This is a genomic window from Roseovarius sp. SK2 (genome assembly GCF_028807495.1).
GTDB lineage: Bacteria > Pseudomonadota > Alphaproteobacteria > Rhodobacterales > Rhodobacteraceae > Roseovarius > Roseovarius confluentis.
This window is the reverse complement of sequence record NZ_JARAMK010000005.1, coordinates 111,614-127,954: the sequence shown is the minus strand read 5'-3', so window position 1 is coordinate 127,954 and position 16,341 is coordinate 111,614. Positions and strand designations below refer to the sequence as shown.

General features: G+C 58.7%; 22 protein-coding genes. All 22 read right to left on the bottom strand.

Annotated features, from left to right (window positions below; all coding sequences use genetic code 11):
• Positions 1–2 precede the first annotated feature (2 nt).
• Complete coding sequence (locus PVV74_RS11745) at positions 3–395, bottom strand: hypothetical protein (RefSeq protein ID WP_274593330.1); 393 nt, start codon at positions 393–395, stop codon at positions 3–5.
• A gap of 72 nt (positions 396–467) precedes the next feature.
• Positions 468–1,472, bottom strand: a complete 1,005-nt coding sequence (locus tag PVV74_RS11740; RefSeq protein ID WP_274593329.1) for a major capsid protein — start codon at positions 1,470–1,472, stop codon at positions 468–470.
• A gap of 10 nt (positions 1,473–1,482) precedes the next feature.
• Positions 1,483–1,962, bottom strand: coding sequence for a hypothetical protein (locus PVV74_RS11735; RefSeq protein ID WP_274593328.1), 480 nt, complete (start codon positions 1,960–1,962; stop codon positions 1,483–1,485).
• On the bottom strand, positions 1,962–3,143 hold the full coding sequence (locus PVV74_RS11730) for a hypothetical protein (protein WP_274593327.1): 1,182 nt from the start codon (positions 3,141–3,143) through the stop codon (positions 1,962–1,964). The genes PVV74_RS11735 and PVV74_RS11730 overlap by 1 nt, the downstream gene beginning before the upstream one ends.
• Before the next feature lie 10 nt (positions 3,144–3,153).
• The gene (locus PVV74_RS11725) at positions 3,154–4,512 is read right to left on the bottom strand and encodes an anti-CBASS protein Acb1 family protein (RefSeq protein ID WP_274593326.1); all 1,359 of its coding nucleotides are present in this window, start codon (positions 4,510–4,512) and stop codon (positions 3,154–3,156) included.
• Positions 4,513–4,541: 29 nt separating this feature from the next.
• A complete protein-coding gene (locus tag PVV74_RS11720; protein ID WP_274593325.1) occupies positions 4,542–5,987 on the bottom strand; it encodes a PBSX family phage terminase large subunit in 1,446 nt (481 codons plus the stop codon).
• Complete coding sequence (locus tag PVV74_RS11715; RefSeq protein WP_274593324.1) at positions 5,965–6,267, bottom strand: hypothetical protein; 303 nt, start codon at positions 6,265–6,267, stop codon at positions 5,965–5,967. The genes PVV74_RS11720 and PVV74_RS11715 overlap by 23 nt, the downstream gene beginning before the upstream one ends.
• Before the next feature lie 162 nt (positions 6,268–6,429).
• Positions 6,430–7,128 (bottom strand): hypothetical protein, encoded by a 699-nt coding sequence (locus PVV74_RS11710; RefSeq protein ID WP_274593323.1) that lies wholly within the window; start codon positions 7,126–7,128, stop codon positions 6,430–6,432.
• Between the two features lie 144 nt (positions 7,129–7,272).
• The gene (nusG, locus tag PVV74_RS11705; protein WP_274593322.1) at positions 7,273–7,821 is read right to left on the bottom strand and encodes a transcription termination/antitermination protein NusG; all 549 of its coding nucleotides are present in this window, start codon (positions 7,819–7,821) and stop codon (positions 7,273–7,275) included.
• Positions 7,822–7,869: 48 nt separating this feature from the next.
• On the bottom strand, positions 7,870–9,297 hold the full coding sequence (locus tag PVV74_RS11700) for an AAA family ATPase (RefSeq protein WP_274593321.1): 1,428 nt from the start codon (positions 9,295–9,297) through the stop codon (positions 7,870–7,872).
• 14 nt (positions 9,298–9,311) lie between these two features.
• A complete protein-coding gene (locus tag PVV74_RS11695; protein WP_274593320.1) occupies positions 9,312–9,614 on the bottom strand; it encodes a hypothetical protein in 303 nt (100 codons plus the stop codon).
• Entirely contained in the window at positions 9,607–10,347 is a 741-nt protein-coding gene (locus PVV74_RS11690; protein WP_274593319.1) for a hypothetical protein, read from the bottom strand. Before PVV74_RS11690 ends, PVV74_RS11695 begins: the two co-directional genes overlap by 8 nt.
• Entirely contained in the window at positions 10,344–10,487 is a 144-nt protein-coding gene (locus PVV74_RS11685) for a hypothetical protein (RefSeq protein ID WP_274593318.1), read from the bottom strand. The genes PVV74_RS11690 and PVV74_RS11685 overlap by 4 nt, the downstream gene beginning before the upstream one ends.
• Positions 10,484–10,912, bottom strand: a complete 429-nt coding sequence (locus PVV74_RS11680; protein WP_274593317.1) for a hypothetical protein — start codon at positions 10,910–10,912, stop codon at positions 10,484–10,486. Before PVV74_RS11680 ends, PVV74_RS11685 begins: the two co-directional genes overlap by 4 nt.
• Entirely contained in the window at positions 10,909–11,961 is a 1,053-nt protein-coding gene (locus PVV74_RS11675; protein ID WP_274593316.1) for a hypothetical protein, read from the bottom strand. The genes PVV74_RS11680 and PVV74_RS11675 overlap by 4 nt, the downstream gene beginning before the upstream one ends.
• Positions 11,958–12,281: a hypothetical protein gene (locus PVV74_RS11670; RefSeq protein WP_274593315.1), complete on the bottom strand. Its 324-nt coding sequence runs from the start codon at positions 12,279–12,281 to the stop codon at positions 11,958–11,960. Before PVV74_RS11670 ends, PVV74_RS11675 begins: the two co-directional genes overlap by 4 nt.
• A 37-nt stretch (positions 12,282–12,318) precedes the next feature.
• The gene (locus PVV74_RS11665; RefSeq protein ID WP_274593314.1) at positions 12,319–13,323 is read right to left on the bottom strand and encodes a DNA-methyltransferase; all 1,005 of its coding nucleotides are present in this window, start codon (positions 13,321–13,323) and stop codon (positions 12,319–12,321) included.
• A 2-nt stretch (positions 13,324–13,325) separates the two neighbouring features.
• Complete coding sequence (locus tag PVV74_RS11660) at positions 13,326–14,696, bottom strand: DEAD/DEAH box helicase (RefSeq protein ID WP_274593313.1); 1,371 nt, start codon at positions 14,694–14,696, stop codon at positions 13,326–13,328.
• A gap of 164 nt (positions 14,697–14,860) precedes the next feature.
• The gene (locus PVV74_RS11655; protein WP_274593312.1) at positions 14,861–15,091 is read right to left on the bottom strand and encodes a hypothetical protein; all 231 of its coding nucleotides are present in this window, start codon (positions 15,089–15,091) and stop codon (positions 14,861–14,863) included.
• A complete protein-coding gene (locus tag PVV74_RS11650; protein WP_274593311.1) occupies positions 15,088–15,372 on the bottom strand; it encodes a hypothetical protein in 285 nt (94 codons plus the stop codon). The genes PVV74_RS11655 and PVV74_RS11650 overlap by 4 nt, the downstream gene beginning before the upstream one ends.
• Before the next feature lie 116 nt (positions 15,373–15,488).
• A complete protein-coding gene (locus PVV74_RS11645) occupies positions 15,489–15,977 on the bottom strand; it encodes a hypothetical protein (RefSeq protein WP_274593310.1) in 489 nt (162 codons plus the stop codon).
• A gap of 87 nt (positions 15,978–16,064) precedes the next feature.
• Entirely contained in the window at positions 16,065–16,325 is a 261-nt protein-coding gene (locus PVV74_RS11640; RefSeq protein ID WP_274593309.1) for a hypothetical protein, read from the bottom strand.
• Between the last annotated feature and the right edge of the window lie 16 nt (positions 16,326–16,341).

The window sequence follows — 16,341 nt, the reverse complement described above, 5'->3', positions numbered from 1 at the left end:
GATCAGCCTTCCACCGCCTCGCGGCCCGCCTTCACGGCTTCGGCGATGCCCGGCCAAAGCTGATCCCGCTCGCCAGCCGAAAACTTTTTCGCACCCTCGGGCAAGTTCTCGTTGACCTTCCGCACGTCCGGCACGCCCTCGTCGTTAAAATCATCATCCCCCAGATCGTTCACGGATATTTCCCCGAGGATCTGCTGACGCTCCTGTGCGCTCGGCTCGGCCATGCTTTGTTGCACGGCATCCTTGGCCGGATTGGTGACGGCAGTCTTGCCGCCAACAGGCCGGCACTTACCGACAAGATACCCCGGCAGATCGCCCTCGATCTCAACTGTATCGCCCTTTTCGATCCGGCCCTCGGGGCCGTTGACGCCTTTTTCGGTGACTTCGTATTTCATGGTGGTTTCTCCTTGCTGCATGATCTCAGTAAACGGGCCGAGCCGGTTTCAATTCCCGGCCCGTCGCTCAGATCACGACGAGTGTGCGAGACCGCACTGGTCTTCTGCGTCGAATTTGATCTCCAGCGCAGCGGCTGCCATCGTGACGAAGTTGTAATCGTCCTCCGGGTTGGCGCGGAACTGGGCCCGGTTGGTCATCGGCATCGCGTTGAGCACCTGGACAACGCGGCGGTTTTTCACCACTGCGATGATCTCGTCGGCATTGACCTTGGACGACGGCACGACCTCCGCAACGCCTTCCATCTCCCGAACACGCTGCGCGATGGTCTTGTTCGGATACTGCGTCGAGAAATCAGTATTCCCGGCATAGTACCAGTCATCCCAGTTCACGTAGATCGTGGCCGGTACGCGGAAGTTGTTGTCGTGCAGCAGCTTCACAGTCGCGTTGATGTCGGCCAGCCACTCGGCACCAGTCGCGCCATTCAGCGTATTGGTGGTCGAGCGGGTTTCGCGCTTGGGATGGTTGCGCAGGCCATAAAGCTGATCGCCGCCCACGACAATCGAAGCATCGCCGTCGAGGGTCTGCGTTTCCAGCCGCTCCGCAACCTTGTACATCGCGTTGGCCCGACCGCCGGAATCCAGCGCGAAGCCTTCGGTGCGTGCCGCCTCCATTTGACGCCAGCCGTAGCTGAACGTGCTGTCGAGGATCGGAACCGGCGTGCCATGGTAGGCGATCGTCGGCTGATCGGTACGCGCCTTCGAGCGACCGTCGAGCGAGACGTTCACCGAGCCGCTGTCGCTGATCTGCTGGAAGTAGTGGATCAGCTTGCCGATCGGCATGGGCATGGCAACGGAAGCCGCCAGGTCGTTGAAGACCGAAAGCACTTCGCGCTGGATTTCCACCGCCTCGCGATCCCACTCGCCCCAAACGTCCTTGGGGAGGGTGGTCGCGTTCCCGGTCAGGGCCGGTGCGCCGTTGTTGAGGCCATGGGTTTCCGCCATGGCCGTTTGCCGTGCGTTGAACACACGACGGTTATGCAGGACTGCCGCCTGCTGGTCTTGAGTGAACCGAAGCATGGGGCCCTCCTTAGCTCGTCGGCATGGTGAATGCGGACGCCCAAATGACGTCAGCAAGATCGCCGGCGCTGAAGGCGCCAGCCGTGTCGTCGAAGTACGCATAAACGACGTCGCCGGCTGGGCTGTCGACCGCCTTGGCCAGATACCCGGAAGCATCCAGCGTCAGCTTGTCGCCCTTGGCGTAGGTATCGGCGGCAAGCCGAACCTGGAACACGTCGTTCGCCTGCGGCTCATATGCGATGCCGGTGTCACCGGACGCATAGGCCGTCTCGACGGGTGCGGTCGAAACAGACCAGTCACCGTAGAAGTCACGATCCGACAGTACATAGACCTTTTCGCCCATGTCAGATGCCGTCGAAACAGTGAGCGCGGAGCCATCGTCTGTCACGAGAACGCCGGGCAGGTAGGCCCCGGCCACGGTGCGGTCGCTGATCGTGCGCGGCGAGGGCCGCTGGTCGATCGGGCCGCGATAGATGCGGTTGCCAGCCATCAGTGCATCTCCTTGTTCTTGTCGGCGTCATTGATCGCCGAGTTCAGATCAACGTCCTGAAACTCGTCATCGTCGCCACCACCACCGAAAGCCCCATTCAGAGCCGCCGCTTTGCCGGGCTTGGATTTCTCCACCAGCTTATTCAGCGCCGCCATGGGCATTTCCTTCAGGTCGTCTTCGGACCAATGGCCGGTTTTCACCAAGGCATTGACCGCGGTAGCGCGCTTGGCGTCTTCCTCGGCCTTCTGGTTCGCGGCGATCTGATCGACGTGATCCTTGATCGGCTTCACCGCGTCCTGAATTGCGTTGGCGATGGTTTCCCCGATATTCTCGAGGGGTTTCATTTGCTCTCCGAGGGCGTTCACCTTCGCGGAAAGCGCGTCGAGCTGCTTATCATCAGCCATTTCTGCTTCTCCTTTTTCGTTTGCAGAGGTTTCCCGCCCTTCGGAACCCGAAACGGCCTCCTTGATTGCGGTTTTTATGCGGTCGATGAGTGGTTTGCGCTCTTTTGCGCGCTCCATCTCCTGCGCCGCACGCGCGGCCATATCGACCGCCCAGTCGAATTCATTCTCGGTCGCTTCGAGCGTCGAGTTGATGACTTCGATCTGTTCTTCTTCACCCTTGGAGTTGACCATCATGCCGACGCCTTGCTGAGGCGTGGCGGCACCTTCTTCGCCAATGAGAATGGCGTCGTGGTCAAACATCATGTTTCGGGCGATGTACTTGTAATCGACATTGCCATTCGCGGCCTCAAGATCCAGCAGGAGGCCGGTCGAAGTGTGGACCGGCTCGCCCTTCTCGACGGCTTCCAAAACGGCTTTGCCCTTCTCGGTCTGATTGGCGCGCTCAATGTCGATGATCTTGTCCAGCAGAACGCGACCGCCTTCACGGCGGCAGTTTTCATTCCAGGCGCCGATCCATCCGATGTTGATGCCCTCGGGGTCACGGGCGGAAATGAAATTGCCGTTGATCAGCGGGTGACCAGCCGGGGCGGGCGTGCGCTCGAGCGTCTTGTATGCGCTTTCGATCTCGTCGGACGGGTACATGATATCGTTCATGACAACGTTGTCCGGCAGCGTGGCGGACGGCACGATCATGACGTCTCGGCCATTACGGACCTCGCGGCGCGCAGCCTTCGTGTTGGCCAACGTGCGGACGTTGACCCTGACTTTCTTTGGCATGGGATGCCCCCTATTCGTCTTCGGATTGGTCCGGGTCGTCGTTCGGCTCGTCTTCGCCGAATGGGTCGTCTTCGCGGTACTTGTCCGCATTGCTCAAAGGCTCCAGATCGACTGCGGCGCGAATTTCTTCAGGTGTGAAAACCAATTCTCCGCCCTTCGCCATCTTCTGGTTGACGTCGGCCATCTTGCCGGCCCGCTCGATTTTCTCGCCCATGCCGCTCTCGGTCAGGTCCGTCCAGACCAGAAACCAATCCCGCTCGGGCAAGACACCGAAAGCCTCAAGACGGTTCACGAATGTCATGATGTTGGGGATCACCATATCGGAGCGGCGGCCATTGCAGGTTTGCGCCCACTCGTTCGCATCCTCGGTCGAAGCCCGTTCGCCTGTCTGCATTCCGACAAGGATTTTCTTTGGAATTTCCACTGAGGCGCAGAAATTTTCCAGGGCCCCGGCCCGGAAGTGCTCGGGGATGGGGAGTGTGACGCCGAGGGTCTTGGCCTCCATGCCTTGCAACATCAGCATCTTGTCGAAGCCTTTCTGCCAGTCTTCGACCTGCGTATTCATCGCATCGACAAGATCGTCTTTGGAAACGTCCATAGCCTGCGCCATGGCGTCAAGCTGCGCATCTTTATTAACCTCGATCACCGGCGCGCTCTTGGCGTTTTTCCAAAAGCCCTCGCCGCCTGCGCCCGTGATCTTTTCAAGCGTCAGGAGGTCGTTGTAACCGGCCTCTAGGGAGGGGCGATTGTGCACGGTCCCGTCTTCGGACCAGATGATGACGCGATCCGGGTGAACCTCGAAGCTTCGGTTCTTGCCTTGGTGCTCGTTCCCAACCTGCGCTTCGTTAAAATTGAACATCGTGGGCTGGCCATAGGTCTCTGACGTCTCGTCAGTGTCCCAGTCGGCCACCATCAATTGACCTTCCCATGCCGGGATAACCTCGACCAGTCCGTCAATGCCGCCCGGCACTGTGTCCACCGGCTCGCGGAAAAGCCTGCTGTCAGCAAACCGCAAGATCACACCAGAATAGCAGCCCACCATCGAGCGACGATCCGCCTCGGCAAAGCGCTGCCAAAGCCGGAGGTCAGAAAACTTCTGTCGGATCGCCTTTTCGATTTCGGTTTCATCGTGCTTTTCCTCTCGCTCAGCGAGAAACGGAATATCCTCCCAGCACTTCCGAACAGTTTTCCTGACCGCGGCGCGGGCCAGCCCGTTGCGGCAATAGGTTTGGTAATATTGGTCAAACGTCAGATTTTCCGGCCATCCGAAATCTGCGTAGTGGTTGTGCTTGTATCCCTCGAAGTAACCGGGAAACATGCTGGATACTCGACGCGTAGCGGCGTTTGCCATGTACGCCAAGGCGTTCACGATGCTGGCGCGGTCTATATTTTTTGTCGTCATGCGCGCCTCTTCTTGCGAAGGAACATCTGGGCTTGCGGGCCAACCTCTACTGGCGCGAACGCCATAACGAATGCGTCAGCCTTGTTCGGCGAAGCGATGTCCCGCTTTGCCAAATCTTTCTTGCTCTCAACCTTGGATCGTCCGCTGTTATCCACGTCCTTGCGCGGCGTAGACAGCTCGTCGATCAACGTGTCGAGATGCTCCATATCGCTGCTGATTGCGATCAGGTCGGTGTCGGCAAAGGCATCGCCCTTCTCGACTGCGTTGAAGGTGTTGCGGAAGCGCCGGGCAACCTCCCACCATGTCTGCGCCTTCAGATTTGCGTAGAAGTCCTTGTTCGTCGGCGACTTCGGATCGTTCGGGTCCACGCGACCGGTCGGGTTGAGCACCGCACCGCCAGCGTTGAAGCCGCGGTACACGATGGACGTCTCGTGCTCTTCGTTAAGAGCCTTGAAGTGCGCCCCCGCAAAAGCCCCTACCCCGATGCTGTCAAAATCCACCTCGGCACCAAGGGATCGGGCCAATGCGTGTGCCCTTCCCGCCGACTTGAGCAACTCATCCTCGCGCGCCTTCCACTCGTCGCAATGCGTGGCCTTGAAGCCATGAGCCGCCACAGTTGCACAGAGGTCGTCGCCTGTGTCTGCCACGTCGAACCCGACGCGTTTCTTGCCGGTGGCCTCGATCCCAAGCTTCTTGTCTGCGTCGATTGCGGCCTTGATCCACGACCGCTTGATGATAACGCTATCGTCGTCTTCGCGCGGCTCACCCAGGTAGATGTGCCGAAACTCGGCCTCGTCTTCTCGCTTCTTTCGCTCGATCACCTTGATGATCGTGTCGGACAGGAACGGGTTCTCGTCAAAATTGATCAGGCGCTTGATCGTGCCGCCGATTTCACCCTTGATCTTGCCTTCGATGACCTTCGACGGCGTTCCACTGATGAATTTCCGGTAAACGAAGTCAGTCACCAGCCTGGGGTTGAAGATCACCCAGAATTGCGAGCCTTCCCCGCGAAGCGTCGGCTCAAGGATCTCCCATTGCTCCTCGGTGAGGTTGTGCGCCTCTTCGATCCAGCAGATGTCGATGCCTTCGAGCGATTTGATCTCATCAATGTGCCGCCAGAGGCCGTAGAACATGAACTCCGAGCCGGTGACGCGATGCCGGATGGAATTTTCCGTGATGATGAAGTCGCCGCGCAGACCGAACCGCTCGATCTGTATTTTCAGCAGTGTGTAGACCGACTCCGCGATCTTATTCTGGAACTGGCGAGCGCACAGCACACGGATCTTGCATTGCGTGGCCAGGAATATCGCGAACCCTGCAGCGTCCCATGATTTCGAACTGGACCGACCGCCGTAAAGGATGCGCTCGCGTGCAGGTGTCAGCCAGAATTTCTTAAGCGCCGGGTTTAGGGTTGGCGCGTCAGTCTCCTGTGTCTGTTTCACCGTAGAACTGGGCAAGTGTCCTGACCTCGTGCTGCATGGGGCCGCCATTTGGTCCGGTTATTGCCTGCGGTGCTTTCCCGTACCCGCGATCAAGAATAGCGTTGGCCGCCGACACGCGGGCCGCTGCTGGCTCCTGATCGTTCGTCATGATCCTGCGCAGTGTCTCCAAGGCTTCCGGCGCATGGTCCTTGGCCATGTCCTGAAGCTCTCGCTTCGCCTTCCCGACCTTACCGGGCTTGCGACCGGCGCCGGGGCGTTTACCTCCGTGCCCGGTTGCCATCTTGAATTCCTCGATTGTTTTTCAATGCCGCGCCCACTCTCATTCCCCGCAATTCACACCCTGACGAGCCCACTGCACGGAGTTGACGCTTTCGCGCATGAGAGATGTTCCGAGCGGCGCGGTGCCCGTGAAAGGGATGCAGTGGATGAATTCTGGAAATGCTTACGCAGCCCACAGATCGCCGGTTTTGATGCCATCAATCACTGATGCAGGAACGCCTGTTTCCAAGGCGATGATCTTGCAAAGCCGCTTATCTTCTCTGATACGATCAAGCACGGACTGATCCATGCCCGACATGAATTTTCTCTGCTCGTTATGGCTTACCCTGTCTCGGGCGTTCGTGTGGGCGTTGCCCCAAGCTAAATGCTTTGGATTAACGCACGACATATGACCATTTCCGCAAGTGTGCGTTGCCATACTTTGCTCTGGATCGCCCGGCAGTCCTTGCGTCATCAACAGCATACACCGGGCCGCCGCCATGCTCTTGAAATTATACCTGACCTGTGTCGGCCTGCGGATCACGAAGCTCGGAAAGAATAGACATTCGTCTTGGTCGAAATTCGCTCGCGTCCTTAGCCATCCCGCCTTGTAGCAATGCGCCTTGCCGCGGTGGACCATTTCCGCCGCTTTCCTTTGGCGGCGATATTCCCTCGTATCCTTTTGGCACCTTACAAACGCTGCATCCATTAGAGCGATGTCAGACGGGTAGCATTCCTCGATAGACAATTCGTAATTCAGAACCGCCTGCTTGCTTTTGAACTGAAGTTTTCCATCTACCACCGCACCGTCTAGGCGCTCAAACCGAACGCGAGATTTACCCCTCCGGGATGACTTGGTTAGCGGAACGATTTCTTCAGACATAGGTATCCGTTTTTCACTTAGGGCTGGCTAAGTGACGCTGAGCGCCGCCAGCATATTGCTGTTCATCGGTCGCGCTCTTCCCGCCTATATGGCAGGATTGGGCCGAATGTACGACATGTTGACCTATCGCGCAAGGGTTGAGGTTCATTCCGCAGCCTTCAGATCTTCAAGCGGGATATCGACCGGAACAGGCCAGCCGTGGATGTTGATCCGTCCATATTCTCGACCTGCCCTGCGGATCACTCGCTGGAATGCCGCCAAGCGGTCCACGAACGCACCATCGAGAATATCGACGGTCTGCCCCGGCTCGTACGTGACAGCCGGTGCCCTCTGCCGTTCGATGCGGCGTTTCTCTGAATGAAGCTCGTCATCCAGGCGCGCAGCCGCTCTCAAAAGGATGCGCTTCTCAGTTGGGTGAAGCTGAAGCTTGGTCGGATGAAGTCCCTTGATGTTGCGAGCCTCGAAGAAGTGCTCTGCGCCAAGCTGTGCAAACACGTATCCCGGCCACATGGGACGCTCTGACCAGTCGCGCTTTCTGGACTTGCCCACGCGGATCGGCTCAAGCCGTTTGGCCACCCAGACCCAAGGCGCTATTTCCGCCAGTTCCTCTGCGACTTGCGTTTCCTGCCCGACGCGTGCGGCACACGCATAATACGGCAAATCGTCTGTCGCCATTTTCGCCTCGTTTTTCATTTCGCTCGCCTTCCCCATCTCTACCTCTCTAGCGTTGCTCTCTACTGCTCAGCGGCTTTCGTATCTGGCGTTGGATTGAAGTTGCGCGTACGCCATGGCATCGGGATAAAAGGACAGGCGCATCGACCCGCACTCGAAGCCGTAAAGCTGCGTGTCGCGGACTTTCCACGTGGTGATGCGAACCCAACGCTCGCCCTGGTCTTCGTCCTCCTCCTGATGGACGCTGAACCCGAGCGACGGCTTGTTGAAGAATGCCGCGCTATCGGCAATGTCATAACCCGTGGGGCTTCTCGGCTTGCCTTCCGTTCCCATCTTCCGGGGGTGCGCGATAAGGCAGATATGGCAGTCGTACCGCTCCGCCCATGTCCTGATTTGCTGTAGCGCCCAGTTGATGTAGGCAGTCATGGATTCACCCGGCTCCGGCAGGTGTTCCAACTCATTCCACGGATCCACGAGGATCAGCTTGCAATTATCCCTAACCGCCAGCGTGTAGATCATCTGGCGCAGCCATTCGATGTTGTGTTCGCGCTTCTCGAACGTGCGATGAACAATCCGAAACTGGCGGTCCAGGTTTGCGGCCAGTTCGGACCTCTGGTCGGCTGCCAGCCGATCCCAAGGCTGTTTTGCCCGCAGGCGGCTCAGATGGTCCCTGATGCGGTATGGGTGCGTCTCAAAGGCCAACATACCCACACGAGCATTCTCATGCTCTGCAACGTGGTGCGCCACGAATGTCGAGAATGTGGACTTCCCCGATCCCGGCGTGCCTGTCCCGACCGACATGGCTCCAACCTCGAACGCCAGCCCGTTATCGTAAGGCATAAGTCCCGTGCGCAGCACCCGGCGCTCCGGCATAGGCGGAAGGTCCGATATGCCGGTGATGAACCCTCCTTCAGGGTCAATCCGCTTGGCTTCCGTCAGGCACCGCGCCAGTTCGCCCTCGCCATAGGTGCAAAGAACCTCGTTAGCGTCCTTGCAACCATCTGGCCACGTCACGAACCGAACGTCATGACCGGCGAGAATATTTGCCACGACCTTCGGCAGGGATTGCCCGGCCTCGTCATTATCCCCCGCCACGATGACATACGGGCTTTCCCTAAGCCTCGCTTCCTCTTTCAGAAGGCAGTCACGCTTTTCGCCGTCCGCCGTCCACCCATCGGGGAGGGAGACAGCCCGAGAATGGCCGGCCTGCATGATCGAAAGGCAATCAATCTCGCCCTCGGTAATGACGATCGGTCCATCGCCAAGCTTCAGTGCATCCTCGTTGTATAGGCCACGAGACACATCCCGCGTTGACCGCCAGTCCTTTTTCTCGACGGATCTGAATTTAGCTGCGTAGGGCTTGCCGTCCTGACGATACGGGAATGCCGCGGTTGCGCCGAGGCCCGGAATATCCTTCTGCACGACGCCCATGTGATCCAGAACGGCGCGATCCAGCTTCCGTACCTCTTGCAGCCACTCCATCACGTCCTTGGTCAAAGTATTCTCCCCCGCTATACCCGCAGTGCCAGCAATGCCAAACGATCCCGTCCGGCTTGAACGTCACGCTCAGGCATGGGTCGCGCTTCTTCTTTCGATGTGGGCTGCATTCCGGGCATATCGTGCGCTGCGTCCCCGCCTGCCGCCTGACCTCGATCCCGTTGTCCGCCAGAATTTCGCTTGCTGATTTCATTGACTGCCTCCCATCTCTGGTAGCCTTGGCGGCGAGCGGCTTCCGTTTCCGCCTGGAACCGGCTCATGCCGTCGCAGTATTCGAGCCACGCCGCCGTGTTTTCGTATTGGTCGATATCAAGCATATTCCTGCACCCATCCGTCGTAGTGGTTAACGTAGACCTGCTTCCGCCCGTCCGGTGTGGTGCGGGTTTGTCCGATTTCCGGTCGCGCCTTCTTGGCTTGGAATTTCAGGCACCCTTCGATAAATGCCACTGGCTCAATCGCTCCTTCGCGCTGCGCTCTGCCCAGTGCGGTGATAACTGCCTCAGTCCCGTGGGCACCCCGCCACTTACCCAGCAAGCTGCGAGCCTGTTTTTCTGGAATGCCGGAGTGTGTGAGAATTTGAACGCCGCTCTGAAAAAGAACTTTGTCCGGATCGGGCGCATCAGCGCCCCCTACGGGAATATTGTTTACTTGTTCTTCTTTGTCGCTCTTTTGTTTCTCTCTTGTTTCCGTTTTGTCGCTCACCTGCTGATATTTGTCGTAATTACAAAGGTTTATTTGTGTCCGTTTTGTCTTCGTTCCTGTCCCGGTCTTTGCCACGCTGACTTGCACAATTCCGTGGGCTTCAAGTTGTGACAGGAACGTCTGAACCGCCTTGACGCTCCACCGCCATTTTTGAGCGAGAAAGCGAAGGGCGAAACACATGCCGCCGCGGGGAACCGTGTAGGGCTTTCCCCCGATGTCGATAGGCGTTTCTTTGTAGGCGGCGTTTTCAACGATCCAGACCCACGCCTCTCGCTTTGTGTAGGGCTGCTTGGACTCGAATATCTCGTGGTCCATCCATCCACGCTTCATGGCATACCATCCGCTCATTGGCGCGCCCTCCTGTTGAAATGCTCGACCTCGATCAGCCATGCGTGGTAGGCTTCCGCCACCTCGGACTGCCCGAAGTTCATTGCCTCGATGCACTTGGCCTTGAGGTAGTTTTCACTGATCGCCCGTATCTCGTTCACTTGCCCGATCCCCTCACCATATTCGCAACGATGCCGCCTACGTGCCGCCAGTTGTCGGCACCCTCCGCGCCTACCTCCACCAGCACAGCGCCGCCCTTGACCGGATCGCCCTTCTCGGACACCACAGGCCACCAGCGACCATCATCGACGCCTATGGCCTCTGCTACGGCGTCCCATCCCTGCTTTGCCCGGTTGGCTAGGTTGTCCCAATCCACGCGCCCCCGCGTCGGCGGGTGGTAGGTGATGCGAACCGGGATATTGCCCTCGGCCTCAATGGGGCGAACGCACTGCGCCATGCACTCCAAAGCGCAGGTCGCCTTGTAGGACTTTGCGGCCTTTGCCTTGCCTCGAAAGTCGCCTTGAGAACCGTTGGCGCTGGTTTTGGGTGGGGGCCAGGGAAGGCGGATAAGGACTTGCTTCGTCATGCAGCCTCCGGTTCTTGCGGAAGCCGGTTGCGGTGGTCTGTCACCGCGCCCATCATGGTGAAGTCGTCAGGTCGCTCACTGGCCGAGAAGCGATAGGCATTTGGCGTGGCAGACATATCGACCACGGACCCGGAAAACGGCTTGATGCACTCAATCAGGTCGGAGGTAAGGCACAGAAAGTCGATACATCCATCATCGCACCGAACCGTTGCCTTGGCGTCGATGTGCTGGGCCGGCCACTTCTCGCCTGTCAGCGTGGCGGCCCCTTCTGCGACTTGAATGAACAGGTGGTGCGCCCGCCCAAGGGATGCACGGTCAACAGCCGCCATCATTTCATCCGCGTCGAAGGAGCAAATGGGCTTCCGCTCGATCACAATCCGCCGCCACGGGGGAAACTTGGTCTCGACCAGCTTGCCGGCCAGCGCCATGTTTTCGGCCTCCACGCGCCATGTCCGCTCGCCCGCGAACAGACGCGCGCCTGGCTTCATGGCCTTGCATATCGCGGCGATAGCCATGCCAGGGATAACCTGACCTTTGCCGCCAGTGATGCCGAACCGGGCCAGCCGTTTGCCCGTGGTGGAAACCGCGTTACCATCGTCCAGACAGACGCCGCCCATGGCGTTTGTGTCGTCCTTCATCATGAACGGCGTCAGGCCACGAAAAGCCCGCTCTGCGCCCTCGATTTCCTCGTGGTCCTCGGGCTTCTTGAGGCGCGGAAACTCCTGATCGAGGATCGGCAAAGCCACGTTCGATCCGGTGGATTCGAGGCGAAGGTAGATATCGTCGATATGGGCGGAGATGACGCCGCTGGACGACTTGACCACGCGCGCCAAATCGGCGGCGTTGACGTTGCAGCTGCCTTCCTCGGAGACAGACGCTTCGCACGTCGCCTGCGCCTCCACGTCCATGTTGGTGCCGATGAAGCGCAAGCGCCCATTTTCGGCAATGACGTGCAGGCAATCGAGGATTGGCACATGCCCACGGCGGAGCGGGATTGATGCGGCCTCGACGGCAGCACGGATTTGCGGGGCTTCGACTTGGAGCCTCATGACAGGATTTCCTTGGCGCTGGCCGCGATCAGTTGATCAACCAGCCATTCCTTGGTCATGACCTCCGCATCATCGGTCAACTTCTCGATCCAACGGTCCAGTTCTTCTTCGCACCGGTCGAACTCTTCACTGATGGCATCATCGACTTCCGCCGCGCCCTCCTCGTAGCCTTCGTCGCGCTCATTCGACGCCCAGCCAGACATGGCGGAGATGGTCGCCCATATGCGATCCCGGTCGGGGTGCGCGTCGATCTCGCTTACGGTCATGGGGTCGTGGCGAAGGCTTCCGACTGACGGACTACATCCGATGATATCCAGCATGGTTCTCTCCTGTGGTTAGGGTTGCGAGTGGTGTGGGTCACTCCGCGGCAAGCGAAAGCAGGTCACCGGAACCATCCGAGATGAAATCAGATTTCGCTTTGGCGATGTTCTTTGCGGCCTGCCGGTAGTAGCTTTGCTTAAGCTCCACCCCGATGCCGCGGCGGCCAAGGTAGACCGGCGAATAGACTTCTGATCCGACACCCATAAATGGCGTAAGGACCGTCTCGCCGGGGTTGGTGTAAAGCTCGACACAGCGGTGAATGATATCGAGCATGAGCGGGTGAACGTGCTTCACGTCATCCGGTTCGCGCGCCTCACCATCATCGACCACAGCGCGCGCAGTCAGTCCGCACCCGGTCTTTTGCTTGTTGGACGCCCTGATATCCATCCAGGCGCTAGAGGCATATCGACGCCAGACAAAGTGCGAGAACTTGTTTTGCTTTTGGTCGCCATCAAAACCGCGATACTGGCGAACCTCGTCGGGCATGTGTTCCTCGCCAAAGTAGCGGGTGAAGCCGCGCTCATGTGTGACGGGGGCCTTGTTTTCACCCCTTTTGCGAAAGAAGAGGATGTAGTCTGCGTTCGCGATGCTCGACTTGGCGCTATCCTCACAAATGGTCTGGTGCGCGAGACCTCGAACCATCGTCCGAAGGCGCACAGAAAGCGGCTCATTCCACTTCAGCCGCCGGCCCATGAACTGAAACCCGGCTTGCTCATGCAGGCGAATGATGTTGCCCGGCAGGTCATGTACCGTGCCGATTGCATCCTCGCCGATATCCATGCAGTGAACGCAGTTGATCCGGCCCGGCTTTGTCACGCGGGCCATTTGCTGGACCAGAAACCCATACTGCTGATAGAACTCGTCGTAATTGTAGCAGTTGGACATATCCCGCTCGTCGCCGGAATATTGAAACAACCCGGCGAAAGGTGGCGAGTAGACCGACATGTCTACGATACCGTCCGGCAGGTCCGAAATGACCTCAACGCAATCGCCGTTGTAGATCGCGTAGTCGTCGGTAATGATCTGGTCAGAAACGGTCATTCTTATTCTCCTATCCATGCGGGAAATTCCGGCTTGTCGCCGTTCCCAAAAATCTTGCGGTGCGACTGAGCGTCGACCATGTGGCGCATCATTTCCTGGAACATCTTGTCCGCAGCCTCGGCCTTCCGCTTTCTGGATTTGGCGACATTGCTGAGGCTGGTCGTGCCGATTTGGTGAACGGTCACTGGGCGTTCTTGACCGAAGCGCCAGAAGCGGCGAACGGCCTGATAGTACTGCTCATAGCTGTAGTCATCGAAGTAGGTGCAGGCGGCGCAGTGCTGCCAGTTCACGCCAAGCGCCGCGATCTTCGGCTTCGTGACGAGGTACTTGATTTCACCATCACGGAACGCGCGGAATTTTTCTTCCTTGGCCTCATCCCTGTCGGACCCCGAAAGGTTAACAGCGCCCGGAACGATATCCGCCAGCAAGTCGGCTTCGGCGTTGAACTGACACCACATCACGCCGCTGTCGTGACCCTGGATCAATTCTGCCGCGAGTTCGCACCGCTCATTGATCGTGGCTTTTTTTTCTTCCCGCTCCATCGGAAGCCCTTTGACGGGCATGGCGAAAAGATTGCCGTCGAGAGGCTTGCTTTCGATCTCGTGATGGATTTCCTTGAGTTCCGGCAGAACCCATCCATCATCCGAATAGCCAATGTCCGAGGGCCTGCGAATGGCCCGCGCCCAGCTTGCGACCCAACGCCAGAAATGCGGCTCGGCGTGGCCTTTGAAGCGCCAATTCTGGCCAATGTGCGCCGGGTGAAGCGTGTCGTCGTTGCTTTTGAAGAAGGTCGCCAGCATGTCCATGTAGGCCATATCGCCCAAGGCTTCAGACGAGGTTCCGAGTTCGGTATAATCGTTCGGGCTTGGTGTCGCGGTGTACATGCCGCGATACTCAACCTTGCGCATCGCCCGTGTGATCGAGGCGCGTATTGCCCCGTCGAAGTTTTTAAGTATCGAGCTTTCATCACAGACAATGCCGGAAAAGTCCGACAAGTCGAAGTGATGTAGGCGCTCGTAGTTGGTAGTGATGATGCCCTTCCCTGATGGCCAAGTGCCGTCTGTCGATCGGTAGGCTTCGATATCGAACTTTGCGGCTTCCTCGACTGTCTGAGACGACACCGACAATGGCGCTAGGATCAGCACGGGCCGATTGGTCTTGCGATGGATATTCTCTGCCCACACAAGCTGCATAAGCGTCTTTCCAAGACCGCAATCTGCAAATGTCGCAGCGCGACCCTGCCGCAACGCCCATCCAATTAGATCCGACTGAAAGTCGAAGCAGTTCGGGTTTTCGTAAACGGGTTCAAATCCAAACTCACCGGCAAGGTGGGTCTTGCTTTCCACGAACGCGCGATAATCTTGCAGGCTCATCTACCTCACCTCCAGCCGCATAGCCGCGAGACGTGCGGCTCTGAGGGCTATCCATGCCGAATGCATGGCGCGGGTGTCCTTGCGGGCGCAGGCGGTGTTGTAGGTGTCCTGTGCTTCGTCTGCGGCTTGAAGGGCGCGGCGGTGGCGGAGGCGGCGGAATATGGTCATGACAGTTTCGCACCCTTGAGTGTCCGGGCTTCGCGCGACTTTGGCGCGACCACATGTGCGATAAGTTCAGAGTTGCGGAGACGGTCGATAACGCGGCGCGCGTAGTCGGCGCTGGCGATGCCTTGGACTTGCATGTCCTCGACGCCGAGGCCGTCTTTCAGGGCGTGGATTACAGCGACCGTGGTCTGATGGTCCTCGCCCGCGTGGGGTGATTCAGGTGCGTTCATACCGCCCCCTCTCCCGTTTTCGCCCGCAGGCGCTTGCCGTCAATTCGGCCGGCACGGTAGGCGTCGGAAATGAAATACGGGTCCATGCCAGCCAAATCGCAGACGAAGCGGAAGTTGCTGCCGCAGTCCCTGATCCAGGTGTCGGCCCGCTCACGTTCTCTGTTCAGTGTGTTGTGAAGAATGCGAGCGCTTTCGGTTTTCGCGCCTTTCTGAATGCCCTGAGTTGCGTCCATGAGGGCCTGCATCACCACGCCCTGCCAAAGCTTCTGCTGGCCTGTCATGGGCTGGGAAAAGTCCTCGTCAACCGCAAGAGAACCGGCGAATGACTTAGTGGTCAGGGAATTCCCGGCTTGGCCTGTGCGGCCTCCGGCTGGGAGGTGGATTGAACTTGTGCTGGTCATGACGCGGCACCCCGCATCTGGACGGTGTTGGTCTCGGGGCGCTGTTCGGCTGCTTTAATATCGGCATGAAGGCGATCGCGGAGCGCTTCCCACGCATTCACCGCTTCGTCCGCTTCGGCATAGGCTTTGGCGAGGTCTTGGTCGGACAGCGCCGCCTCTATACCCTCGCCGCTTTCCTTGGCGGCACGGGCCGCGAGAATGTGAACGCTATCGGCTGCGCCGGTGTTCTCACTGTCTCGGCTGTTGATGGCCTGCACGACGCGCTGCGAGCCAGTGATAGAGGTCAGTGCGAGAAAGTCGTTGATAGACCACTCGCGAGAGCCACGCATCTTGCGGGAAAATCCGCCGTAATCGACTTCGCTGTCTTCGAGGCCGCGCCCCGCCCAAAATTCGGCAATCTCACGAGCGGCACAATTCTGCTTGGGATAGTGCTTGACCACCATCCCGCGCATGAGGCTGTGGAAGTATGCTCTTTCGTCGGCCATCTAAGGCAACCTCATTGTTTTGCTTCTTGCGGTGGCCCCTGCCAATTTGCTGTCATGGCAGAGGGATGGATCAGTGTTGGACCAACTTCACGCAGTGCTGTCTGCGGTGCGGTTTGCCGTTTGCTTACCGCCGGAAGCCCCGTGCCACTTGAAAAGGTGGTCTGGCGCAGCAAAGCCTCGTGCGGCGCAGTAGTCGCGAACGGCGATGTACCAGCGCGGGGGCATGGCTTCGTCGGCAAGCGCACGGGTCACGACCTGCGTTTTGACGCCGATCTCTTTTTCAAAGGTTTGCCGGTCACTGAGACCGATCAAATCCGGGATCGTTTTGGGGGCGGGTTTCTGTTTCATGCCCGCCATACTACGC

Excerpts from the sequence above, each read along its gene's own strand:
- PVV74_RS11745 (WP_274593330.1), bottom strand. The coding sequence starts at position 395 with ATGAAATACGAAGTCACCGAAAAAGGCGTCAACGGCCCCGAGGGCCGG.
- PVV74_RS11740 (WP_274593329.1), bottom strand. The coding sequence starts at position 1,472 with ATGCTTCGGTTCACTCAAGACCAGCAGGCGGCAGTCCTGCATAACCGT.
- PVV74_RS11735 (WP_274593328.1), bottom strand. The coding sequence starts at position 1,962 with ATGGCTGGCAACCGCATCTATCGCGGCCCGATCGACCAGCGGCCCTCG.
- PVV74_RS11730 (WP_274593327.1), bottom strand. The coding sequence starts at position 3,143 with ATGCCAAAGAAAGTCAGGGTCAACGTCCGCACGTTGGCCAACACGAAG.
- PVV74_RS11715 (WP_274593324.1), bottom strand. The coding sequence starts at position 6,267 with ATGGCAACCGGGCACGGAGGTAAACGCCCCGGCGCCGGTCGCAAGCCC.
- PVV74_RS11710 (WP_274593323.1), bottom strand. The coding sequence starts at position 7,128 with ATGTCTGAAGAAATCGTTCCGCTAACCAAGTCATCCCGGAGGGGTAAA.
- nusG (WP_274593322.1), bottom strand. The coding sequence starts at position 7,821 with ATGAAAAACGAGGCGAAAATGGCGACAGACGATTTGCCGTATTATGCG.
- PVV74_RS11695 (WP_274593320.1), bottom strand. The coding sequence starts at position 9,614 with ATGCTTGATATCGACCAATACGAAAACACGGCGGCGTGGCTCGAATAC.
- PVV74_RS11690 (WP_274593319.1), bottom strand. The coding sequence starts at position 10,347 with ATGAGCGGATGGTATGCCATGAAGCGTGGATGGATGGACCACGAGATA.
- PVV74_RS11680 (WP_274593317.1), bottom strand. The coding sequence starts at position 10,912 with ATGACGAAGCAAGTCCTTATCCGCCTTCCCTGGCCCCCACCCAAAACC.
- PVV74_RS11675 (WP_274593316.1), bottom strand. The coding sequence starts at position 11,961 with ATGAGGCTCCAAGTCGAAGCCCCGCAAATCCGTGCTGCCGTCGAGGCC.
- PVV74_RS11670 (WP_274593315.1), bottom strand. The coding sequence starts at position 12,281 with ATGCTGGATATCATCGGATGTAGTCCGTCAGTCGGAAGCCTTCGCCAC.
- PVV74_RS11665 (WP_274593314.1), bottom strand. The coding sequence starts at position 13,323 with ATGACCGTTTCTGACCAGATCATTACCGACGACTACGCGATCTACAAC.
- PVV74_RS11660 (WP_274593313.1), bottom strand. The coding sequence starts at position 14,696 with ATGAGCCTGCAAGATTATCGCGCGTTCGTGGAAAGCAAGACCCACCTT.
- PVV74_RS11655 (WP_274593312.1), bottom strand. The coding sequence starts at position 15,091 with ATGAACGCACCTGAATCACCCCACGCGGGCGAGGACCATCAGACCACG.
- PVV74_RS11650 (WP_274593311.1), bottom strand. The coding sequence starts at position 15,372 with ATGACAGGCCAGCAGAAGCTTTGGCAGGGCGTGGTGATGCAGGCCCTC.
- PVV74_RS11645 (WP_274593310.1), bottom strand. The coding sequence starts at position 15,977 with ATGGCCGACGAAAGAGCATACTTCCACAGCCTCATGCGCGGGATGGTG.
- PVV74_RS11640 (WP_274593309.1), bottom strand. The coding sequence starts at position 16,325 with ATGAAACAGAAACCCGCCCCCAAAACGATCCCGGATTTGATCGGTCTC.